The organism is Prevotella sp. TF12-30 (assembly GCF_003436715.1).
In the GTDB taxonomy this organism is placed as follows: domain Bacteria; phylum Bacteroidota; class Bacteroidia; order Bacteroidales; family Bacteroidaceae; genus Prevotella; species Prevotella copri_A.
The window spans coordinates 1-21,378 of the sequence record NZ_QSQJ01000030.1; the positions used below are offsets into that span (position 1 = coordinate 1).

A 21,378-nucleotide genomic window follows, 5' to 3' on the forward strand; every position below is an offset into this window, starting at 1 on the left:
TTTTCAATCGATTACATAAGAATTAACAGAGTATTGTAAATTATAATATTCAACTATCATATATGAGCGCAAAAGTACAACTTTCCATTGAGATAACAAAACGATTTCAAGGATATTTTTGTTCAAGATACCCTCAATAGGCATCTTGAACAAACAAATATCCTTCCCTTCACCAAATGAGTAGTGACATTCTGAGGGTAGAGTCGATCACAGAAGACAATATGGAGTCAAATTGCTCCATGACCCGAAATTATTCCTCCAAAAGGAGTGAGTTTCTCAGAATTAATTTGTATCTTTGCCATGTCATATCAGAGTTTTGCTTGTTTTCTTTTCGCAACACTAAGATAAGTGAAAATTCTGACATAGCAAAATCCTGAGCAACTTTCTGTTGCTCAGGTGCTTAAAAAGTTTAATTAATAATAGTGTTGCGGAATTAATGGAATAACCAGAAATGAGATTGAAAAAACATCTACTGATAGCAGCCCTGGCACTCTTTTGCCTATCGGCAGCTAACGCCCAACTGCTAAGAACAACAGTGGAGCAAGGAGAAATTGAAGGAGTGGAACATGAAGGATTCGCCCTATACAAGGGAATCCCATACGCAGAAGCACCAGTGGGCAACCTCAGATGGAAAGCCCCTGTGAGCAAGAAGCCTTGGAAGGGAGTATTCAAAGCAGACAAATGGGGAGACCGTCCACCACAGCCCATCGACCCTAACCAAAATGGTGGTGAACAGGGCATGAGCGAGGACTGCCTATACCTCAGTGTGGAAACGCCAGCCAAGAGCAAGAATGACAAACTCCCTGTATTTGTGATGATTCATGGAGGAGCCTTTCTTTCTGGCTCCTACAGTGGAACTCAGGAAAGCTTTGTCAAGGAAGGCATCATCTATTGCAGCATAGAATACCGCTTGGGAGCCTTGGGATTCATGGCACATCCAGAGCTGAGTAAGGAATCTGGCAAGAACATATCTGGTAACTATGGCATCCTTGACCAAGTGATGGCCTTAAAATGGATTCACGACAATATCGCTGCCTTCGGTGGAGACCCTGACAAGATTACCATTGCAGGAGAATCTGCCGGTGGTATCTCGGTAAGTATACTATGCGCCTCTCCCCTTGCCAAGGGACTCTTCCGAGGAGCCATCAGCGAAAGTGGTAGCTCCTTCTGGCCTGTGGGTGAAAGCAGAAATGGTAACACAGCCATGCTCACCACCAAAGCGGCAGAAGCAGGTGGACTTCTCCTTCAAAAGAGACTCAAGGCTAAGAACTTGAAGCAGCTAAGAAAAGTTCCGGCTATGGACATCGTGAAGAATACCGACTTTGAGTCCTTCTGGCCAAACGTTGACGGCTACTCCATCACCGATGACCAGTATAAGCTCTATGAAAAGGGAAACTACAATGATGTAAATGTCATCATAGGAACCAACAGCGACGAAGGAAGTATGTTTAGCCGCCCTGTCAGTGTAAGTGACCATGAGAAAAGAATCCATGAGATATATGGAAGCTGGGCAGACCAGGTTCTCAGTCTCTATCCTGCCAAGACAGAGGAAGAAACCTACTTCGCCCAATCCGACATTTTCCGTGATGGCTCCTTTGCATGGGGAACGTATGCCTGGGCTAACCTGCAGAGCAAGACCGGCAAGGGCAAGGTGTATATGTATTACTTTGACCAAGACTCAGAGAACACCATCGTGAAAAGCCGCAAGGGAGGAGCTAGCCATGTGGCAGAGATGCCATTCATCTATGGCTATAAGTTTGGCTCTGGAAAGATGACCGAGACGGAGCAGCACATGGAACAAATCATGTCATGCTACTGGATCAACTTTACCAAGACAGGAAATCCAAATGGGAATAGCCTTCCTTTCTGGACTACCTACCAGGAAGGTAAACCAACGGTGATGATTATGAAGGAAGGACTGCATTTGGGGCCTGTTCAAAATCAAAAGCAAATGGACTTCTTCGAGAAGTTCTTCAAGGAAAAAAGAAAATAATACGTCAAGAGGGTGTGTCATAAGCCTATGGCGCACCCTCATATTTCGCAAACATTTCACATCAGTTCCTGCATTGGTATCAATGCAACACCTAATTAACCTCATTTTCTTATTCTTTAATTTTCTGACAAGCTTTCTCCGTTATTACCAGCACATGGCTTTCGTCGCTCAGTGTGGTGGCGAAAATATAGGTTTCACCACCATCCTTCAGCTTCAATCGCTTGCGCAATTCCGCTACGGAGAGAGGGAAGTTGCGGGTAGCGATGTTCGCCTTGGTGATTCCTGACAGATGACGCTTCAACTCCTTCTTATTGAAAGAAGAGATGGCGATGATGCGGAAACTTCTGCCAGGGAATGCTTCGATAGGTGCCTGGCTCACGAAAAGATGGCTGTTCTTGGAAAGCATCCTCGCATCATAACGATCGGAAAGAACACCGAAACAGCCGGCTTTCATCAACGACGCATTCGGCTCATAAAGATACTGCATCTCTTCAAGCGTGGATGGGGCAATCTTGACGGAAGAAGACTCCATATCCATCTCGTCGCAGACGAAGGATTGCGCATCATTGACGCAATAAATGCGGAGATTTCCGCCCATATTTCGCGCAGAGAGCACTAAAAGGAGCTCTTTGCACTCATTGTTCACGGAGATGATATGAACCTCTCTTACGTGGCTTAATTCGCTTATGGCACGGTGCCAGTCGAGCATCGGAGAGAGTTTGATGATAACGTAATCTGCCTTCGAAAGCATCTCTTCCTGCAAAACGGTAACATCGGGCGTGCAATCCTTCAAGGATACCACCTTGTTGCCCGCATCATCTCTACGGGCAGGATCAATGAAGATTAACTTAAGACCAAGCTTGGTCTTAAGTAATGACAAAGGTTGGTCATAAATGATGCCTAAAGAATCATCAGCTGATGCAGCATCATCTTTCTTTGGCAGAAAAGAATGAAGAACCTCTATTCCATCCCCATTCTTCACGATGGCGTTCTTCAAGCCCAGTCGCTCAAAGTTCTCCTTAGCCGCCTCGCAGAGATGAGCCTGACGCTCCACGTACATCGACTTCACTCCCAATCGGGCTGCGATATAAGAGAAATCTACTCCAAATCCACCTGTCAGGTCAACAAACTCTATTTCATTTTCAGTCTTCATCTCGGTTCCAGATGAAGAAGCCGGCAAACCGAGCAGTCTCGCAGCCAATTCTGCCTTGTAAAGCGCAGTAGATTCAGAGGAGCATTGCTCCATAGAAATATGAGGAGGATAGATGATGCCTTCGAGACTTGCCCAACGAGGCAACTTGACACGAGCCATCTTTCGCCCGCGAATCTGATCGAGAGCGAAAGGCATATCTACTTCCGGATACTTGCTTCCGAGAAAAGCCAGCTGGCGGACATCTTCGTCCTGGTGCTGGCGAATAAAGTCTTGAGTAGCTTGGTTCATCATTTATGCTCTTTTTATATCTTTATGGAATGGTACTTTATATTTTTATAGCTTAATACTTCTGTTCTTTTAAACCTCTCACGACATAAGGAATATTGCCTGGCAATGGCAAAAAAATGCCCTCCTAAAGGGCAAAAAAATGCCATGGCAAGGCAAAAATTGGAATGAGGCCTCCGCAGTAAAAAAGCCTACTCTCGTTTTCACTCTTCACTCTTCACCATTTAGCCTGAAACCCCGATAAACACTGGGGATTTGAGAGGTGAAGAGTGGCGCTGACTCTTCACCACTCTTCACCTCTCTTCACCTATAAATGTAAATCACTGACCCACAACGGAATAGCTACAGAACCGAAGAGCTCCAAAAGCTCCAGCCTTATAAAAAGGTGAAGGGTGGGTGAAGAGTCATTTTAACTCTTCACCCACCCAACTACCTATCCTTCAACCGCTTACACACAAAAGGTGAAGAGTGAAGGGTTTTTGAGAAAATTCTCTCGCATTCGTTCGAATGCGAAGAGAAAAATCCGGTGTCTTAAGAGATACGGTTGATTAGTCAGCCAACTTAGCCTTCAAGAACTCACGGTTCAAGCGGGCGATGTTAGCGATAGACTCGTTCTTAGGACAAACAGCCTCGCAAGCACGAGTGTTTGTACAGTTACCGAATCCGAGCTCATCCATGCGTGCAATCATCTTCTTAGCACGGGCAGCAGCCTCTACACGACCCTGTGGGAGAAGTGCCAGCTGGCTAACCTTTGAGCTGACGAAGAGCATGGCAGAACCATTCTTACATGCAGCAACACAAGCACCGCAACCGATACATGTAGCGCAATCCATTGCCTCGTCTGCATTCTCCTTAGGAATCAGGATAGCGTTGGCATCCTGAGCCTGACCTGTACGGATGCTGGTGTAACCACCTGCCTGGATGATCTTGTCGAATGCTGAACGGTCAACCATACAGTCCTTGATGATAGGGAAACCAGCAGAACGCCAAGGCTCAACGGTGATAACGTCACCATCGTTGAAACGACGCATGTAGAGCTGACATGTTGTAGCACCACGCTCAGTCTTACCATGAGGTGTACCATTAATATAGAGAGAGCACATACCGCAGATACCCTCGCGGCAGTCGTGGTCGAAGACGAAAGGCTCCTGACCTGACTCGATGAGCTCCTCGTTCAAGATGTCGAGCATCTCGAGGAATGAAGTATCATCTGGGATGTTCTTCATCTCGTGTGTATCGAAGTGACCCTGTGCTGTAGGGCCGTCCTGCTTCCAATACTTAACTGTGAAACTTATATTTCTTGCCATTGTCTTGTTCGCTTTTTAATTCTTGTAATTTCTTGTCTGTACCTTAATTGCCTCATACTCGAGAGGTTCCTTGTTGAGCACTGGAGCAGTTGTATCGTTGCCCTGATACTCCCAGCAACCTACGTAGAAGAAGTTCTCGTCATCACGCTTAGCCTCGCCTTCCTCTGTCTGGTACTCCTCACGGAAGTGACCACCACAGCTCTCGTTGCGGTGCAATGCGTCGTAAGCGATCAACTCGCCCATCAAGATGAAGTCACGCAAGTGGATAGCCTTATCCAACTCTACGTTCAAGCCTTCCTTCTTGCCAGGGATGAAGAGGTTCTTGTTGAATTCCTCGCGGAGAGCCTTCATCTTCTTCAAGCCTTCCTCAAGACCTTCCTTGGTACGACCCATACCTACGTGCTCCCAAAGGATGTGCCCCAACTCCTTGTGGATAGAATCTACAGAGCGCTTGCCCTGGATACCCATCAGGCGGTCGATTTCCTTCTGAACACCTGCCTCTGCCTCTGCGAACTCTGGGAGATCGGTAGAGAGCTTTGGCCACAATGCCTGATCGGCCAAGTAGTTCTGGATGGTGTATGGCAATACGAAGTAACCGTCAGCCAAACCCTGCATCAAAGCAGATGCACCCAAACGGTTAGCACCGTGGTCAGAGAAGTTACACTCACCAATAGCGAAGAGACCTGGGATTGTGGTCATCAACTCGTAGTCAACCCAGATACCACCCATTGTATAGTGGATAGCAGGGAAGATCATCATTGGGTTGTAGTACTTCACGCCGTTAATCTCGTTAGCCAACTCACCTGGGTTAACGTCGGTAATCTCCTCATACATATCGAAGAGGTTGCCATAACGCTGAAGGATAACGTCGATACCGAGACGGTTGATAGACTCAGAGAAGTCGAGGAATACGGCAAGACCTGTGTTGTTGACACCGAAGCCCTTGTCGCAACGCTCCTTAGCTGCACGAGAAGCCACGTCACGAGGAACCAGGTTACCGAATGCAGGGTAACGGCGCTCCAAGTAGTAGTCGCGGTCTTCCTCAGGAATATCAGAACCCTTCTTTGTACCTGCCTGCAATGCCTTGGCATCCTCAATCTTCTTAGGAACCCAGATACGACCATCGTTACGGAGTGACTCTGACATCAAAGTCAACTTACTCTGGTTTGTACCGTGAACAGGGATACATGTAGGGTGAATCTGAACGTAAGATGGGTTAGCGAAGTCAGCACCCTTGCGGTAGCACTGGATAGCTGCTGTACAGTTACAACCCATAGCGTTTGTAGAAAGGAAGTAAGCGTTACCATAACCACCGGTAGCGATAACTACGGCGTTGGCAGAGAAACGCTCCAACTTACCTGTGATCAGATTCTTGGCGATGATACCACGAGCGTGACCGTCAACGATAACAACATCCTCCATCTCGTAACGGGTGAAGAGCTTAACCTTACCTGCCTCAACCATGCGGCTCAAAGAAGAGTAAGCACCGAGGAGGAGCTGCTGACCTGTCTGACCCTTAGCATAGAATGTACGAGATACCTGAGCACCACCGAAAGAACGGTTAGCCAACATACCACCGTATTCACGAGCGAAAGGAACGCCCTGAGCTACGCACTGGTCGATGATGTCGTTGCTCACCTCAGCCAAACGGTAAACGTTAGCCTCACGAGCACGGTAGTCACCACCCTTTACTGTATCGTAGAACAGACGGTAAACAGAGTCACCATCATTCTGATAATTCTTAGCTGCATTGATACCACCCTGTGCAGCGATAGAGTGAGCACGACGTGGAGAGTCCTGGATGCAGAAGTTCAAGATGTTGAAGCCCATCTCGCCAAGAGAAGCAGCTGCAGAAGCACCTGCCAAACCTGTACCTACGACGATAACGTCGAGCTTTAACTTATTCTTTGGGTTAACCAAACGCTGGTGAGCCTTATAGTTGGTCCACTTCTCAGCAACTGGTCCTTCAGGTATTCTAGAATTTAATGTTTTTGCCATAATCTTTTTTAATACTTAAATGATTATACGAATTATGCGCAGCACAAAGATGGAGCGCAACCGAAAGCGAATGCCAATACGACAACGATGAAGAGGAGAAGCAGGATGGTAGAGTAAATCATACCAATAGTCTTCCAACGGCAGAACCAAGTCTTACCGTTCCAACCGAGAGTCTGAATAGCACTCCAGAAACCGTGAGTGAGGTGGAACCAAAGAGCTACCAACCAGATGATGTAGAGAACTACGAACACTGGGTTAGCGAAGGTGTCCTGAATGAATGCGAAGCCGTCTGCTGGGCTGTGGCCGAAGCTTGTACCCAAAAGTTCAGCAAACATCATGTTGTACCAGAAATTGAAGAGGTGAAGCAACAAACCGAGAACGATGATGATACCGAGCACCAACATGTTCTGGCTAGCCCACTCTACCTTCTCTGGCTTTGCGGTTACCTCGTAACGCTGATTACCACGAGCACGACGGTTCTGTGCTGTCAGGATGAAAGCGTAAACGATGTGACAAACTGCCAAAGCTGCCAAACCTAATGTTGCAACTACGGCGTACCAGTTAGCACCCAACAACTCGCAGATTGCGTTGTAAGCTTCTCCAGAGAAAAGCGCAACCACATTCATGCAACCGTGGAATGTCAAGAATAGAATAAGAGCGATACCAGTTACTGACATCACTACCTTTCTACCAATAGATGAATTGATTAACCACATAAATGATTGAATTTTAATTATTTAACTGTTTGAAACTAATTTATTATTTCCTTCATCTCGTACTTGCAATACCACTTTCAAGGCATTCTGCAATCCTCATTTATAGGTATATTTTCGCAAGTCTGCTGCAAAATTACTATATTTTAATGATTTATCAAAGTATTTTTGCTAAAATTTCAATTAAATTTCTTACTTTTGCCGAAAATTAGATAAAATATAGATTAGAAACAGAGATTATGAACTTCAATTATGACGTACTCGTTATCGGTGGAGGGCACGCCGGATGCGAGGCAGCAGCTGCCTCGGCAAACATGGGCGCCAACACCTGCTTGATAACGATGGACATGAACAAGATTGGTCAGATGAGTTGCAATCCTGCCATAGGCGGTATTGCCAAGGGACAGATTGTGCGAGAGATTGATGCACTGGGCGGACAGATGGGTATCGTCACCGACAAGACGGCTATCCAGTTCCGTATGCTTAATATAGGAAAGGGACCTGCCGTATGGAGTCCTCGTGCTCAATGCGACCGTGGCAAGTTCATCTGGGAATGGAGAACCATTCTCGACCATACCGACCATCTCGACATCTGGCAAGACCAGGCAGACGAGCTTCTCGTAGCAAACGGAGAGGCAATCGGCGTGCGCACCATCTGGGGTGCAGAATTCTATGCCAAGAGCATCATCATCACCGCTGGCACTTTTCTCAACGGATTGATGCACGTGGGAAGAAAGATGGTGGAAGGTGGAAGATGTGCAGAACCTGCCGTTCATCATTTCACAGAAAGCATCACCCGATGGGGAATCACATCGGCAAGAATGAAAACAGGAACTCCTGTCCGCATCGACAAGCGAAGCGTTCACTTCGAAGACATGGAGGAGCAACCGGGTGACATCGATTTCCATCAGTTCTCGTACATGGGCAACCACAGAGTTCTGAAACAGCTTCCTTGCTGGACATGCTATACGAACAGCAAGGTGCACGAAATCCTGAAAAGCGGATTAAACGACTCACCTTTATATAATGGTCAAATCCAAAGCACAGGTCCCCGTTACTGTCCAAGCATCGAAACCAAGCTTGTCACCTTCCCCGACAAGGAACAGCACCCGCTCTTCCTGGAACCAGAAGGTGAAGACACCAATGAAATGTACCTGAATGGATTCTCATCCAGCATGCCGATGGAAATCCAACTGGATGCACTCCACGAAATCCCGGCATTGAGAGATGCGAAGATCTACCGACCAGGTTACGCCATCGAGTACGATTACTTCGACCCAACCCAGCTGAAGCATTCGCTGGAGTCGAAAATCATCAAGGGACTTTTCTTTGCCGGACAGGTAAACGGAACCACCGGTTACGAAGAAGCAGGAGGTCAGGGCACGGTTGCCGGAATCAACGCTGCACTTCATTGCGTGGGCGACAAGACGTTCGAGATGAAGCGAGACGAGAGTTACATCGGCGTACTCATCGATGACCTCACCACAAAGGGTGTAGATGAACCATACCGCATGTTCACCTCAAGAGCCGAGTACCGCATCCTGCTTCGCCAGGACGACGCCGATTCCCGACTCACGGAAAAAGCATACGAGCTCGGCATCGCCAAGCGCGACCGTTACGACTGGTGGATGGAGAAGAAAGATGCTATCGAAAGAATCATAGACTTCTGCGCCAACTATCCTATCAAGAAAGACGAGATCAATCCGAAGCTCGAAGCACTCGGCACTACTCCACTCCGCGCCGGCTGCAAGCTCATCGACCTCGTGGCTCGTCCGCATCTCAACCTTCAGAACCTGTCGGAAATCATCCCCGACCTGAAGGCAGCGATGGAAGCACCAGACAACCGGAAAGAAGAGATTGCCGAGGCGGCAGAAATCAAGATGAAGTACAAAGGATACATCGAGCGCGAGCGACTCATCGCCGACAAGATGCACCGTCTGGAGAACATCAGAATCAAGGGACGCTTCAACTACTCTGAGATTCTCGAAATCTCAACAGAAGGACGACAAAAGCTCGAGCGCATCGACCCTGACACGTTGGCTCAGGCAAGCCGAATTCCAGGTGTATCTCCAAGCGACATCAATGTACTGCTCGTCCTACTGGGAAGATAAGCAAAGATGCATTGCTCGTCTTACCTGGAAGACAAGCAGAAGAATTGGCGGTTTCAGCAAGAAAAAACCTGCAAAACAAGGGATCTCAGCAATGTTTCACGTGAAACCACTCTCACATAAAGCATTTGATAACAAAGAACTTAGACTCTTTTGCATCAAGAAAATTGTGGTTAAAGAAAAACTTCAGTGTTTCCGTGGAACACAGCCGATAAAAGCTGCCAAAACTCGAAGAAACAATAAAAAATATAGTATTAATTTATAGTATAAAAGACAATGAACAATCAGCTATTATTAGACAATCTGCGTTGCATTCCAGATTGGCCTATCAAGGGGGTAAACTTCCGCGATGTAAGTACCCTGTTTAAGAATCCAGAGTCTCTTAAAGAGATCTGCGATGAGATGTACGAGATCTACAAAGACAAAGGTATTACCAAGATTGTAGGCATCGAATCACGTGGTTTCGTGATGTCTTCTGCCCTCGCAATCCGTCTCGGCGCAGGCGTAGTTTTATGCCGAAAGCCAGGTAAGCTTCCATGCAAAACCGTACAGGAAAGCTATGCGAAAGAATACGGTATGGACACCATCGAAATCCACGAAGATGCCATCAACGAGAACGACATAATCCTCCTTCACGACGACCTTCTCGCTACCGGCGGAACCATGAAGGCAGCCTGCAATCTGGTGAAGAAATTCCACCCAAAGAAGGTGTATGCTAACTTTATCATCGAGCTCGTAAACGAGAATTTCGAAGGCAGAAAGAACTTCGATGAGGATGTAGAAGTATCTACGTTATTGCAGTTGTAAAGCATAAAAAATGCTTGAATAATGCATATTATTCTGCAGTTATAAAGCATACGGGCGTTGCCGTTTCACGTGAAACAGCAACGCTCTTTCACCCTATTTTAACCCCATAAAGGTATGACGAAACAAGAAAATGAGGAAAGATTAGCACGGTTAAAAAGCATCGTCTTAAGCATGCCGGAGAAACCGGGAAGCTATCAATATTACGACGAGAACCACACGATTATATATGTAGGAAAGGCGAAAAATCTGAAGAGAAGAGTATCTTCCTACTTCCATAAAGAGGTAGATAGATACAAGACAAAGGTGCTTGTTTCTAAGATTTTCGACATCTCATACACCGTCGTGAACACCGAAGAAGATGCACTTTTGCTGGAAAACAGCCTTATTAAAAAGTATAATCCAAGGTATAATGTTTTGCTGAAAGACGGCAAAACCTACCCCTCTATATGTGTTACCAACGAGTATTTTCCCCGCATTTTCAAGACGCGCCATATCAATAAAAAGGTGGGAACTTTCTTCGGCCCTTACCCTCATGTTGGCAGTATGTATGCCGTTCTGGAGGTCATCAAGAAGCTGTATAAACCCCGTACTTGCAGGTTTCCTATCACCAAAGAAGGCGTGGCGGAAGGCAAATATAAGCCCTGTCTGGAGTACCATATTCACAACTGCGGAGCACCCTGCATCAGCAAGCAGAGCTACGAGGAATACCAGGAAAACATGCGCCAGGCGCGTGAAATTCTGAAGGGAAATACCCGTGAAGTAAGCAAATATCTCTATGATCTGATGATGAAAAATGCCGAGCTTCTACGCTTTGAAATAGCCGAAGAATACAAGAAGAAGTATCAATTACTGGACGAATTTGAGGCAAAAAGCGAGGTGGTAAGCCATACGATTACCGATGTGGATGTCTTCACCATCGTGAATGATGACGCCAACAAGAACGCCTTCATCAACTATATTCACGTGAAAAACGGCACCATCAACCAGAGCTTTACCTACGAGTACAAGCGCAAGTTGGAGGAAAGCGACGAGGAACTTCTGATTACCGCCATACCGGAAATCAGGGAGCGTTTCCACTCCACTTCGAAGGAGATCATCGTACCTTTCGAGATGGAATGGAAGCTGAAAGATGCTACCTTCTTCGTGCCTCAGAGGGGCGACAAGAAGCACCTTCTGGAACTATCGGAAATGAACTGCAAGCAGTATAAATTCGACCGTTTGAAGCAGGCTGAAAAGCTCAATCCTGAACAGAAGCAAACCCGATTGATGAAGGAATTGCAATCGAAACTGAAGCTTCCAAAGATGCCTTACCAGATAGAATGCTTCGATAATTCCAACATATCGGGTACCGATGCCGTGGCTGGATGTATTGTATATAAAGGTATGAAACCATCAAGAAAGGACTATAGAAAATACAACATCAAGACGGTGGAAGGACCAGATGATTATGCTTCGATGCAGGAGGTGGTAAGACGCCGGTACAGTCGCATGCTAGAGGAAGAAACTCCCCTGCCAGACCTCATCATCACCGATGGTGGCAAGGGGCAGATGGAGGTGGTAAGAGAGGTGATAGAAGACGAACTGCACCTGGAAATCCCTATCGCAGGTCTTGCCAAGGACGACCGCCATCGCACCAACGAACTTCTCTACGGTTTTCCGCCACAAACCATCGCTCTACCACCAGAAAGCGAGCTTTTCAAGGTGTTGACGCAGATACAGGACGAGGTACATAGATACGCCATCACCTTCCATCGCGACAAGCGAAGCAAGCACGCTCTCCATTCCGAGTTAGACGACATCAAGGGCATCGGTCCTAAGGCAAAAGAAGCGCTTCTGAGCAAGTTTAAGAGCGTGAAAAAGATAAAAGAAGCATCACAGGAACAGCTTTCAGAGGTATTAGGACCTCATAAAGCCGAGATTCTTGCGAAATATTTCACAGAAAAGAGCGAGAATATGAAATAAAAGTCGTATATTTGCAGTTGAAACTATAGTAATAATAATAAAGATTGAACAGAACCCAGGATTCCACAAAATGCTATTCATAAAGTTCAATGTTCAACATTCAAAGTTCAAAGTAGTAATATGAGAATAGTAATACAACGTGTCGGTCATGCCTCTGTTACCATCGAAGGAGAAGTGAAATCTGCCATCAAGCAGGGCTATCTAATCCTTCTCGGCGTTGAGGAAAGCGACACTTCAGAAGACGTAGATTGGTTGGTTAGAAAGGTCATAGGCCTTCGTGTTTTCGACGACGAGAATCACGTAATGAACCGCTCTATCATGGATGTAAACGGCGAGGTTCTGGTGATTAGCCAGTTCACCCTATTCGCCAGCTACAAGAAGGGTAATCGCCCTAGCTGGCTAAGAGCTGCCAAACACGAAATCAGCGTTCCGCTCTACGAGGAATTCTGCAAAAAGCTTTCCGATGCACTCGGAAAACCAGTAGGAACGGGCGAATTTGGTGCCGACATGAAGGTAGAATTACTGAATGATGGTCCTGTTACCATCATGATGGATACCCATAATAAGGAATAAGAAAATGACAATAAAAGAAGCACAGGAAGCAGTAGATAAGTGGATTAAGGAATATGGCGTTCGCTATTTCAGCGAACTAACCAATATGGCTTGTCTTACGGAAGAAGTAGGAGAACTGGCTCGTGTCATCGCCCGAACATACGGCGACCAGAGCTTCAAGAAAGGCGAAAAGCCTAACCTAGGAGAGGAAATGGCAGACGTTCTCTGGGTTCTCATCTGTCTGGCTAACCAAACGGGTATCGATCTTACCGAAGAGCTCCAGAAAAGCATCGACAAAAAGACCCAAAGGGATTCGGAAAGACATAAGGACAATCCGAAATTGAAGAATCATAATGATTCAAAATTGAAGGAGTAAACAACCCGAAATTGAAGGAAGAAGCACCTCCGAAATCGAAGGAGTAAAACCGAAATTTAAAGAATAATATAGATAACTCAACTTTAATAATTAAACAAGTAACATTAAGTATGAGCAGCATTAAAGAACAGGTTCTTGCACAGCAGCAGGGACAATACAGCGAGTCAGACGATAAGTATTTATCTGTCTTGAAACAGTATAACTGCGACCTCAACGACGAGGAAGTAGCAGCAGAAGTAAAGAAGATTCTTGACGAGAAGGTAGCAGAAAACGAAACCATGGAGGTGAAGAAATTCCTCTTTGGCAGCATCGAACTTACATCTCTTCATACAGAAGATACAGAAGAAAGCATCCTGGCAATGATTGAAAAGGTAAATCAATTTGCCAAGGATTATCCTGAACTTCCTCACGTAGCAACCGTATGCACCTACCCTAACTTCGCAGGACTTATCAGTCAGAGTTTGGAAGTAGATGGCGTAGAAATCGCAGTAGTAAGCGGCAATTTCCCTTCATCTCAGACATTCATAGAGGTAAAGATTGCCGAGACAGCTATGGCTATCAAGGATGGCGCTACAGAGGTAGATATCGTTATGCCAGTTGGCAAATTCTTCAGCGAGGATTACGAAGGTCTCTGCGACGATATCCAGGAGTTGAAGGCAACCTGCGGCGAGCACAAGATGAAGTGTATCCTGGAAACAAGCGATTTGAAGAACTGCAGCAACATCATGAAGGCTTCTGTTCTTGCCATGTATGCAGGTTCTGATTACATCAAGACTTCTACAGGTAAGGAGAAGGTTTCAGCTACTCCAGAGGCAGCTTACGTAATGTGCCAGGCAATCAAGGCATATTATGAGAAGACTGGCATCCAGATTGGTTTCAAGCCTGCCGGCGGCATCAACACCGTTCACGACGCAGTGGTTTACTACACCATCGTGAAGGAAGTTTTGGGTGAGAAATGGTTGACCAACGAGTGGTTGCGCCTGGGAACCTCACGCCTTACCAACCTCCTCTTAAGCGAGCTTGTAGGAAAGGAAATCAAGTACTTCTAAAAGGCAATCGTGTAATTCAAACCTTGACAAAGGAGATAGATAAAAGATAAAGGGCTGATTCTCAACGAGAGAACCAGCCCTTTCCTTTAATGTATATCAAGTTTCAATAAATCAAAATTGCGTGATTAAATGATATTACGCCTTACGTTCAATCACAAAATCCAAATAAGCCTTCAGCGCATTATAGATGCTCTTATCCTCCACATAGGTATCAAGGAAAGTCATCGCCTCGGCATGGAAATCCCACATACGCTTATCAGCGTATTCAATACCGCCGTTTTCCTTGGTAAACGCAACAAGCTGAGCAATCTCTTCTCGCGATACAGTACGAGCCTTCACCTTTCGTGCAAGCTTCAGCATCTCTTCGTCGCCAGTAGATTTCAAGGCATAGATAACCGGAAGAGTAAGCTTTCCCTCGGTCATATCATTTCCGGTAGGTTTACCTATCTCCTTGGAGTCGTAATAATCAAAGATGTCATCACGAATCTGGAAGATAATACCCAGATTCTGACCGAATCGCTTCGCCTCTTCTATCTCTATGGCAGAAGCATGAGTTGACATTGCACCAATACCTGCACAAGCCTCAAAGAGAGCAGCTGTTTTCTGTTTGATTACCTGATAATATATCTCTTCTGAGATTTCATCATTACTAATACTGTTGAGCTGAAGTATCTCACCATTCGACAAGATACGACCCAATTCTGCCAGATAGCGTACGATTTCCTCGGAGTGTGAATAGGAAACATTGAGCAAAGCGGTAGAAAGAATATAGTCACCAACAAGCACGGCTACCTTATTATTATAAGTAGCATTCACACTTGCTTGACCACGACGCTCGCCGCTTTCATCTACCACATCATCATGCACAAGAGAGGCGGTATGGAGCAACTCCAAACCGACTGCTGAATGCTGGGTAACCTCTGAAACCTTGCCGAAATTTCGCGCCATCAACAGGATGAGCATAGGGCGCATTCGTTTACCAGCGCGCTGACGGATATGGTCGAGCACCTGGGAAAGAAGGCCATCGCTATGCATCAAAGATTTGTTGAACAAATCAACAAAATCTGCCAATTCTGCCTCAATAGGCTGCTTAATAAGTGATAAATAGTCCATTAATTCTGAAATTTGATACAAAATTACGCATTTATTCTTGAAATATCGCATTTTTTTAGTAATTTTACACCATAAAAATGAATATTATGGATAAATTGTTCCTTTTAGACGCATATGCGCTCATTTATAGGTCGTATTATGCCTTTATGAAAGCCCCTCGAATCAATTCGAAGGGACTTAATACTTCGTGTGTAATGGGCTTCTGCAATACCCTCAACGAGATACTCACCAAGGAGAAGCCAACCCATATTGCCGTGGCTTTCGACCATGGCAAAACCTTCCGTCACGAAGCTTTTCCTGCGTATAAAGCACAGCGAGAAGAGACACCGGAAGACATCAAGCTCTCGGTACCTATCATCAAGAATATCCTGGAGGCTTATCATATTCCTATTCTTCAGGTGGATGGTTTCGAGGCGGATGATATCATTGGTACCGTTGCCTTGAAGGCAGGCGAGATGGGTATCGAAACCTATATGCTCACACCAGATAAGGATTATGCCCAGCTGGTAAGAGACAACGTATTCATGTTCCGACCTCGCCATGGCGGTGGTTACGAGAAGTTGGGCGTTGCCGAGATTGAAGAGAAATACAGCATCTCTTCCCCACTCCAGGTTATCGATCTTCTGGCATTGATGGGTGACTCTGCCGACAACTTCCCTGGATGCCCGGGTGTTGGAGAGAAGACAGCCATCAAACTCATCAACCAGTTTGGAAGCGTAGAGGGATTGATAGAAAACAGCGCCGAGGTGAAAGGCAAGCTTCGCGAGAAAGTGGAGGGTGCCATAGAGGATATCAAAATTTCGAAGTTCCTGGCAACCATCAGAACCGATGTTCCGGTAGAGCTCAAGATGGAAGATCTGAAACTGGAAGAACCAGACAATGCCAAGCTGGATGAAATCTTCACCGATCTGGAGTTTAAGTCGTTCGCAAAGCGTGTTCTTAAAAAACCTCAAAAAGTGCAAACAAAGGCTACAGGAGAGCTTGATCTCTTTGGCGCACAGCAAGACGATGGGCAAGAAGAGGAAGAAAACACGAGTTTTGAAACCATTAAAACGGTTGCTCACACCTACAAACTCATTGAAACAGAAGAAGATGCACGAAATCTCTTTAACTATTTAATTACAAAGCAGATTCTCAGTTTAGACACAGAGACCACTTCCACCTCCGCAGTAGATGCAGAATTAGTGGGATTGAGCTTTGCGGTAAAGGAGAAAGAGGCTTTCTACGTTGCAATTCCAGCGGAACGTGAAGAAGCCTTAAAATTCGTAAACATCTTCAAACCGCTCTACGAGAACCCGGAAATTCTGAAAGTGGGACAAAACATCAAGTACGATTACGAAGTGCTGATGAATTACGGAGTGGAGATACAGGGAAAGATGTTCGATACGATGATTGCTCATTATCTCATCCAGCCGGAGCTTTATCACAATATGGATTACCTCGCCGAGGTATATCTCAAATACCAGACGGTTCACATAGAAGAGTTGATAGGTCCTAAGGGAAAAAACCAGAAATCGATGCGCGACCTGTCTCCGGCAGAAGTTTACGAGTATGCAGCAGAAGATGCCGACATCACCCTGCGCCTGAAGAATGTACTCGAACCAAAGCTCAAGGAGATAGAGTGCGAGGATTTATTCTGGAATGTAGAGATGCCGTTGGTGCCTGTTCTTGCCCACATGGAGATGACTGGCGTATGTATAGACACAGATACACTGAAGGAAACGTCTAATAATTTAACCAATCGACTCAATGAGATAGAACATCATATCTATGAGTTGGCAGGCGAATCATTCAATATTGGTTCTCCACGTCAGGTAGGCGATATTCTCTTCGGCAAGATGAAGATTGTGGAAAAGCCAAAGAAGACAAAGACCGGACAGTACGTAACGAGCGAGGAAGTATTGCAGCAATTGCGCAGCAAGAGTCCAATCATCGATGAGATTCTGAACTACAGAGGATTAAAGAAACTGTTGGGAACCTATGTAGATGCTCTTCCTAAGCTCATTAATCCTCGTACAGGTCACATCCATGCCTCCTTTAACCAAACCATCACCGCTACGGGTCGCCTGTCATCCAGCGATCCGAACCTGCAGAATATCCCTGTGCGCGATGATGACGGAAAGGAGATAAGAAGATGCTTTATCCCAGAGCCGGGATGTCTGTTCTTTTCTGCAGATTACTCCCAGATAGAACTCCGCATCATGGCACACCTGAGCGAGGATCCTAATATGGTAGAGGCTTTCCTGGAAGGATCAGATATCCACGCAGCTACTGCAGCCAAGATCTGGCATGAAGACATCAAGGACGTAACCGATGCCCAGCGCAAGAAAGCAAAGACGGCCAACTTCGGTATCATCTACGGCATTACCACCTTCGGCCTTGCTCAGCGCATGAACATCGAGAACCGAGAGGCGAAGCAAATCATAGAAGATTACTTCCGCACCTTCCCGGGCGTACATGCCTATATGGAGAAGTCGAAAGAGATAGCAAGGGAGAAAGGCTATGCCGAAACCCTCTTCCACCGTCGTCGCTACCTGCCAGATATCAACAGCAAGAACGGCACAGTAAGAGGCTTCGCAGAGCGCAATGCCATCAATGCCCCTATCCAGGGATCAGAAGCCGACATCATCAAGGTTGCTATGGTGAAGATCTTCAACCGATTCAAGGCAGAGGGCATCAAGAGTAAGATGATCATCCAGGTACACGATGAACTCAACTTCTCTGTTTATCCAGAGGAAAAAGAGAAGGTAGAGAAAATCGTGATAGAGGAAATGGAGAATGCCTATAAGCTCAAGGTTCCTTTGATTGCTGATGCCGGCTGGGGAAAGAACTGGCTGGAAGCGCATTAAAAAGAGCATCAACTCTTTAGGAAAAGACTTAAAAAGAAAGAAGAAAGACTTCAAAGAGCAACAAGAAAGACTTCAAAGAACAAGAAGAAGAAGCCTTTCCTAGCGTTCAAATAAACAAAAAATAGCTGCAAATGGTAAAAAACGAGCCATTTGCGGCTTTTTTTATAGGTTTATGAGATTCTTTTATTATTTTTTTGTATATTTGTAGCAGAAATCTATCAAGTATAGGTAAGGCAAGGAGAATTGAACCAAAATGAACCAACATACATTGGCTTTTTTTCCCTACCTTTGCAAAGAAAAAGAATAATGATAATATAAAATTCAAAGCTTATGAAACATCTATTTTTCCTTGTAGGTTTGCTCTGCCTGATGACAGCACCTATCAGTTCATTTGCCCAGGCACAGAATGCTAAGGACTTAAGAAAAGAACGCTTGGAGATGCTCAAGGCATCTAAGTCTGAACTCAACGAGAAAGCATCAAAGGCTGCAAAGAAAGAAGCCAAGAAGCTTCAGAAAGAAGGCTGGCAGACAGCTCCTGGTGCACTCCCACTGGAAAAGCAGTTGGATAAGTCATACGCTATGCAGTATCAGTATGACGAATCTATGTACCCAATGTACATCATGGGTGAAGCCATGAGTATCGGTGAGAACTATGACGGCGCCAAGATGCAAGCCATGGAACTGGCCAAGCAGAACCTTGCAGCTCAGATTCAGACAGAAGTTTCAGGTCTTATCGACAACTCTGTAGCTACCCAGCAGCTTGCCATGGAAGAAGCAGTTACCGTTACCAAGAGTATCATGGCCAGCAAGAGCCTCATCGTACAGAGCATCGGCAGAACCATCACAGTCATGGAGTGCTACCGTACCTTGAAGAACAAGAACAAGGAAGTACTCGTCCGCATCGCATACAATGGAGCCATGGCTAAGGCTGCTGCCAAGAATGCCATCCGCCAGAGCCTCGAAAACGAGAGTGCGGAGCTTCACAAGAAACTTGATAACGTATTGGGAACAAAATAATATTTGCAAAGTCACATGAAAAAGACTACATTGGCAATTGTTTGCCTGTTAGGATGCACTGCACTCAGCCTCTCTGCACAGGAGGCTGAGAAAAAGCAGCTGCACGAAATCAAGGTAAAATTCGATAAGGTACCAGATGGACTTGCCAACTACTACAGTGGCTACTACTACTACAATGGCAAGGAAATCTATAATATGCGTAACTACCTGATGTACACAGGTAATCGCATCAATGCACTTACCATTAACCCAAGCGGCAGTTCGTATGCCTTCATCGACAGCAAGAAAGACAAGAATACCGTAGATGTATTTAGTTTGATGACCAAGGATCAGCAATTGGGCAAGATTACGACCAACAAGCTGTTTAAGCCACTGGCTATCTGCTATTCACCAAACGCCAAGTTCCTCTACGTGATGGGATCGGATTCCAAAATCCACATCTTTGAAACCCGCAAGACCCGCGAGGTGAAGAGTTTCGCCATCAAAGAACCAGCTACCCGCCTCGATGCAAGCCCTAACGGATTCTTCCTCATCGCCAGCACCAAGGATAAGCTTCAGGTCATCAACCTGGAGAATGAAACCGTGCGCACTACCCTTCCGCTCAAGGCAGCTTTCAAGGACGTAGCCTTCTCAAGCAACAGCAAGCAGATGGCAGTTCTCACAGCAGACGGAACCTGCGATGTATATGATACCAAGACTTTCACCGTGAGCAAGCACTTCGATGCCATGGGTATCGCTGAAAGATGCTTCTTCCACCCGGAAAACAAGTATCTGGCTATCGTAACAGGCGACCAGCGTGTGGCTTTCATCAACCTGCTCAATGAGGACGACCGCCAGTACGTGGATGCCAAGGAAGGCGGAATCAAGTACATCAACTTCTCAAAGAACGTGAAGAATGATATCTATCTGGTACACAACTATACCAGCGGAATCGTCTTTACCCCGGTAGGATTCCTGAGTCCTAACCGTCAGGAGAAGCTGAAGAATGAGTTGAACAGCCGTATGGATGAGTGGATGAAGCGTATGGAAGGCGAGAGCCTTGACGACTACAATGCCCGTGTGAACGAGGAATCAAGATTGAAGCAGATGCGCCTCTTTGAGTCACAGATTGCTACCAACATGGCAGATAATCTCCTCACCACATCCGACGTAAAGCTCGGTAACTATAACTCAGATATGAATATGTTGACCCTGGAATTCAACAACATGCCAAGCATCTACTTGACAGTACCTGTTAGCGAGTTGGAAGGCATGGATGCAGGAAGCCTGGAATTCACCAATACCCAGTATGGATTGAACGACAAGGATGAATTCGAGCTTGTATATACCGAGGTTATCAACAAGAAGACAGGCAAGAAATACGTGTTCGACAACACCGAGCGTAAGTCATTGGCATTCTTGGAGTCAGACGACAACTTCGTACCATTCGAGCAGCTTCAGGGTGCCAAGATGGAAGAGTTGAAGCTTGAGGAAATCAAGAACAAGATCATGAAGAATGCCCAGGAGCAGAACATCATCTCTGATCATACCAAGATAGATGTACATACCAAGGTAGCCAACGCCACCGATGCATCAGGTAAGAACATCTTCAACTATGATGTAGATGTATCTTATGCTGTAGATGAGGAGTACTCGGCCAAGGATGACTTTGCACCAGGTCGCTTTAAGGTAGAAGAATCCAATGCCGCTCAGGCAATGCTCGCCATCGTGAAGAAGGCTTTGGAGGAAGATTTCGCCAAATATACCGCAGAGGGCAAGCAGGTGAAGATTCAGATTACCGGTATGGCAGATGCCTTGCCATTCAGCCGCACCGTGGCATACGATGGCTGCTATGGCGACTTCGAGCAGGAACCAGTACACAAGAACGGCGAACTGAGCAATATCACCGTAACCAAATCTACCGGTATCGGCGAGAACGATCAGCTGGCTTACTTGCGTGCCATGGGTGTGAAGGATTATATCGAGAAGAATATCCCAGCACTCCAGAAGATGAAGACCTCTTATGATACTTATATCGAAGTATCTGAGAACAAGGGTGGAGAATACCGCCGCATCGGCGTGAAGTTCACCTTTATTGATGTATTCTAATATTGATG

Annotated in this window: 15 protein-coding genes; 10 read left to right on the plus strand and 5 right to left on the minus strand. The window is 45.9% G+C overall.

Annotated elements, in window-relative coordinates; all coding sequences use genetic code 11:
* Nucleotides 1-457: 457 nt before the first annotated feature.
* Nucleotides 458-1,993 (plus strand): carboxylesterase/lipase family protein, encoded by a 1,536-nt coding sequence (locus DXD25_RS11180; RefSeq protein WP_233522288.1) that lies wholly within the window; start codon nt 458-460, stop codon nt 1,991-1,993.
* A 109-nt stretch (nt 1,994-2,102) separates the two neighbouring features.
* On the opposite strand, the gene DXD25_RS11185 is transcribed toward DXD25_RS11180, so the two are convergent.
* The 4 genes from DXD25_RS11185 to DXD25_RS11200 all read right to left on the minus strand — a co-directional run bounded on the left by DXD25_RS11185 (nt 2,103) and on the right by DXD25_RS11200 (nt 7,452).
* Entirely contained in the window at nt 2,103-3,437 is a 1,335-nt protein-coding gene (locus tag DXD25_RS11185) for a class I SAM-dependent methyltransferase (RefSeq protein WP_117663574.1), read from the minus strand.
* 542 nt (nt 3,438-3,979) lie between these two features.
* Nucleotides 3,980-4,738 (minus strand): succinate dehydrogenase/fumarate reductase iron-sulfur subunit, encoded by a 759-nt coding sequence (locus tag DXD25_RS11190; RefSeq protein WP_022120108.1) that lies wholly within the window; start codon nt 4,736-4,738, stop codon nt 3,980-3,982.
* A gap of 15 nt (nt 4,739-4,753) precedes the next feature.
* On the minus strand, nt 4,754-6,736 hold the full coding sequence (locus tag DXD25_RS11195) for a fumarate reductase/succinate dehydrogenase flavoprotein subunit (protein WP_117663575.1): 1,983 nt from the start codon (nt 6,734-6,736) through the stop codon (nt 4,754-4,756).
* A 32-nt stretch (nt 6,737-6,768) separates the two neighbouring features.
* Nucleotides 6,769-7,452: a succinate dehydrogenase/fumarate reductase cytochrome b subunit gene (locus DXD25_RS11200; RefSeq protein WP_117663576.1), complete on the minus strand. Its 684-nt coding sequence runs from the start codon at nt 7,450-7,452 to the stop codon at nt 6,769-6,771.
* A 236-nt stretch (nt 7,453-7,688) separates the two neighbouring features.
* On the opposite strand from DXD25_RS11200, the gene mnmG reads away from it, so the two are divergent.
* The 6 genes from mnmG to deoC all read left to right on the plus strand — a co-directional run bounded on the left by mnmG (nt 7,689) and on the right by deoC (nt 14,303).
* A complete protein-coding gene (gene mnmG / locus DXD25_RS11205) occupies nt 7,689-9,560 on the plus strand; it encodes a tRNA uridine-5-carboxymethylaminomethyl(34) synthesis enzyme MnmG (RefSeq protein WP_117663577.1) in 1,872 nt (623 codons plus the stop codon).
* Nucleotides 9,561-9,833: 273 nt separating this feature from the next.
* Nucleotides 9,834-10,364 (plus strand): adenine phosphoribosyltransferase, encoded by a 531-nt coding sequence (locus tag DXD25_RS11210; RefSeq protein ID WP_089543078.1) that lies wholly within the window; start codon nt 9,834-9,836, stop codon nt 10,362-10,364.
* Nucleotides 10,365-10,478: 114 nt separating this feature from the next.
* Complete coding sequence (uvrC, locus tag DXD25_RS11215; protein ID WP_117663578.1) at nt 10,479-12,326, plus strand: excinuclease ABC subunit UvrC; 1,848 nt, start codon at nt 10,479-10,481, stop codon at nt 12,324-12,326.
* A 120-nt stretch (nt 12,327-12,446) separates the two neighbouring features.
* Nucleotides 12,447-12,899, plus strand: a complete 453-nt coding sequence (gene dtd, locus DXD25_RS11220; RefSeq protein ID WP_117663579.1) for a D-aminoacyl-tRNA deacylase — start codon at nt 12,447-12,449, stop codon at nt 12,897-12,899.
* A 4-nt stretch (nt 12,900-12,903) separates the two neighbouring features.
* Complete coding sequence (locus DXD25_RS11225; protein WP_117663580.1) at nt 12,904-13,254, plus strand: nucleotide pyrophosphohydrolase; 351 nt, start codon at nt 12,904-12,906, stop codon at nt 13,252-13,254.
* Between the two features lie 110 nt (nt 13,255-13,364).
* A complete protein-coding gene (deoC, locus tag DXD25_RS11230; RefSeq protein ID WP_117663581.1) occupies nt 13,365-14,303 on the plus strand; it encodes a deoxyribose-phosphate aldolase in 939 nt (312 codons plus the stop codon).
* A gap of 135 nt (nt 14,304-14,438) precedes the next feature.
* On the opposite strand, the gene DXD25_RS11235 is transcribed toward deoC, so the two are convergent.
* Nucleotides 14,439-15,416 (minus strand): polyprenyl synthetase family protein, encoded by a 978-nt coding sequence (locus tag DXD25_RS11235; RefSeq protein ID WP_117663582.1) that lies wholly within the window; start codon nt 15,414-15,416, stop codon nt 14,439-14,441.
* Between the two features lie 86 nt (nt 15,417-15,502).
* Between DXD25_RS11235 and polA the strand changes: the two genes are divergently transcribed.
* From polA to DXD25_RS11250, 3 genes are all read left to right on the plus strand, one after another.
* The gene (polA, locus tag DXD25_RS11240; RefSeq protein WP_117663583.1) at nt 15,503-18,265 is read left to right on the plus strand and encodes a DNA polymerase I; all 2,763 of its coding nucleotides are present in this window, start codon (nt 15,503-15,505) and stop codon (nt 18,263-18,265) included.
* A gap of 330 nt (nt 18,266-18,595) precedes the next feature.
* The gene (locus tag DXD25_RS11245; RefSeq protein ID WP_233522289.1) at nt 18,596-19,282 is read left to right on the plus strand and encodes a hypothetical protein; all 687 of its coding nucleotides are present in this window, start codon (nt 18,596-18,598) and stop codon (nt 19,280-19,282) included.
* Nucleotides 19,283-19,297: 15 nt separating this feature from the next.
* Entirely contained in the window at nt 19,298-21,370 is a 2,073-nt protein-coding gene (locus tag DXD25_RS11250) for a WD40 repeat domain-containing protein (RefSeq protein WP_117663584.1), read from the plus strand.
* The last annotated feature ends 8 nt before the right edge of the window (nt 21,371-21,378 follow it).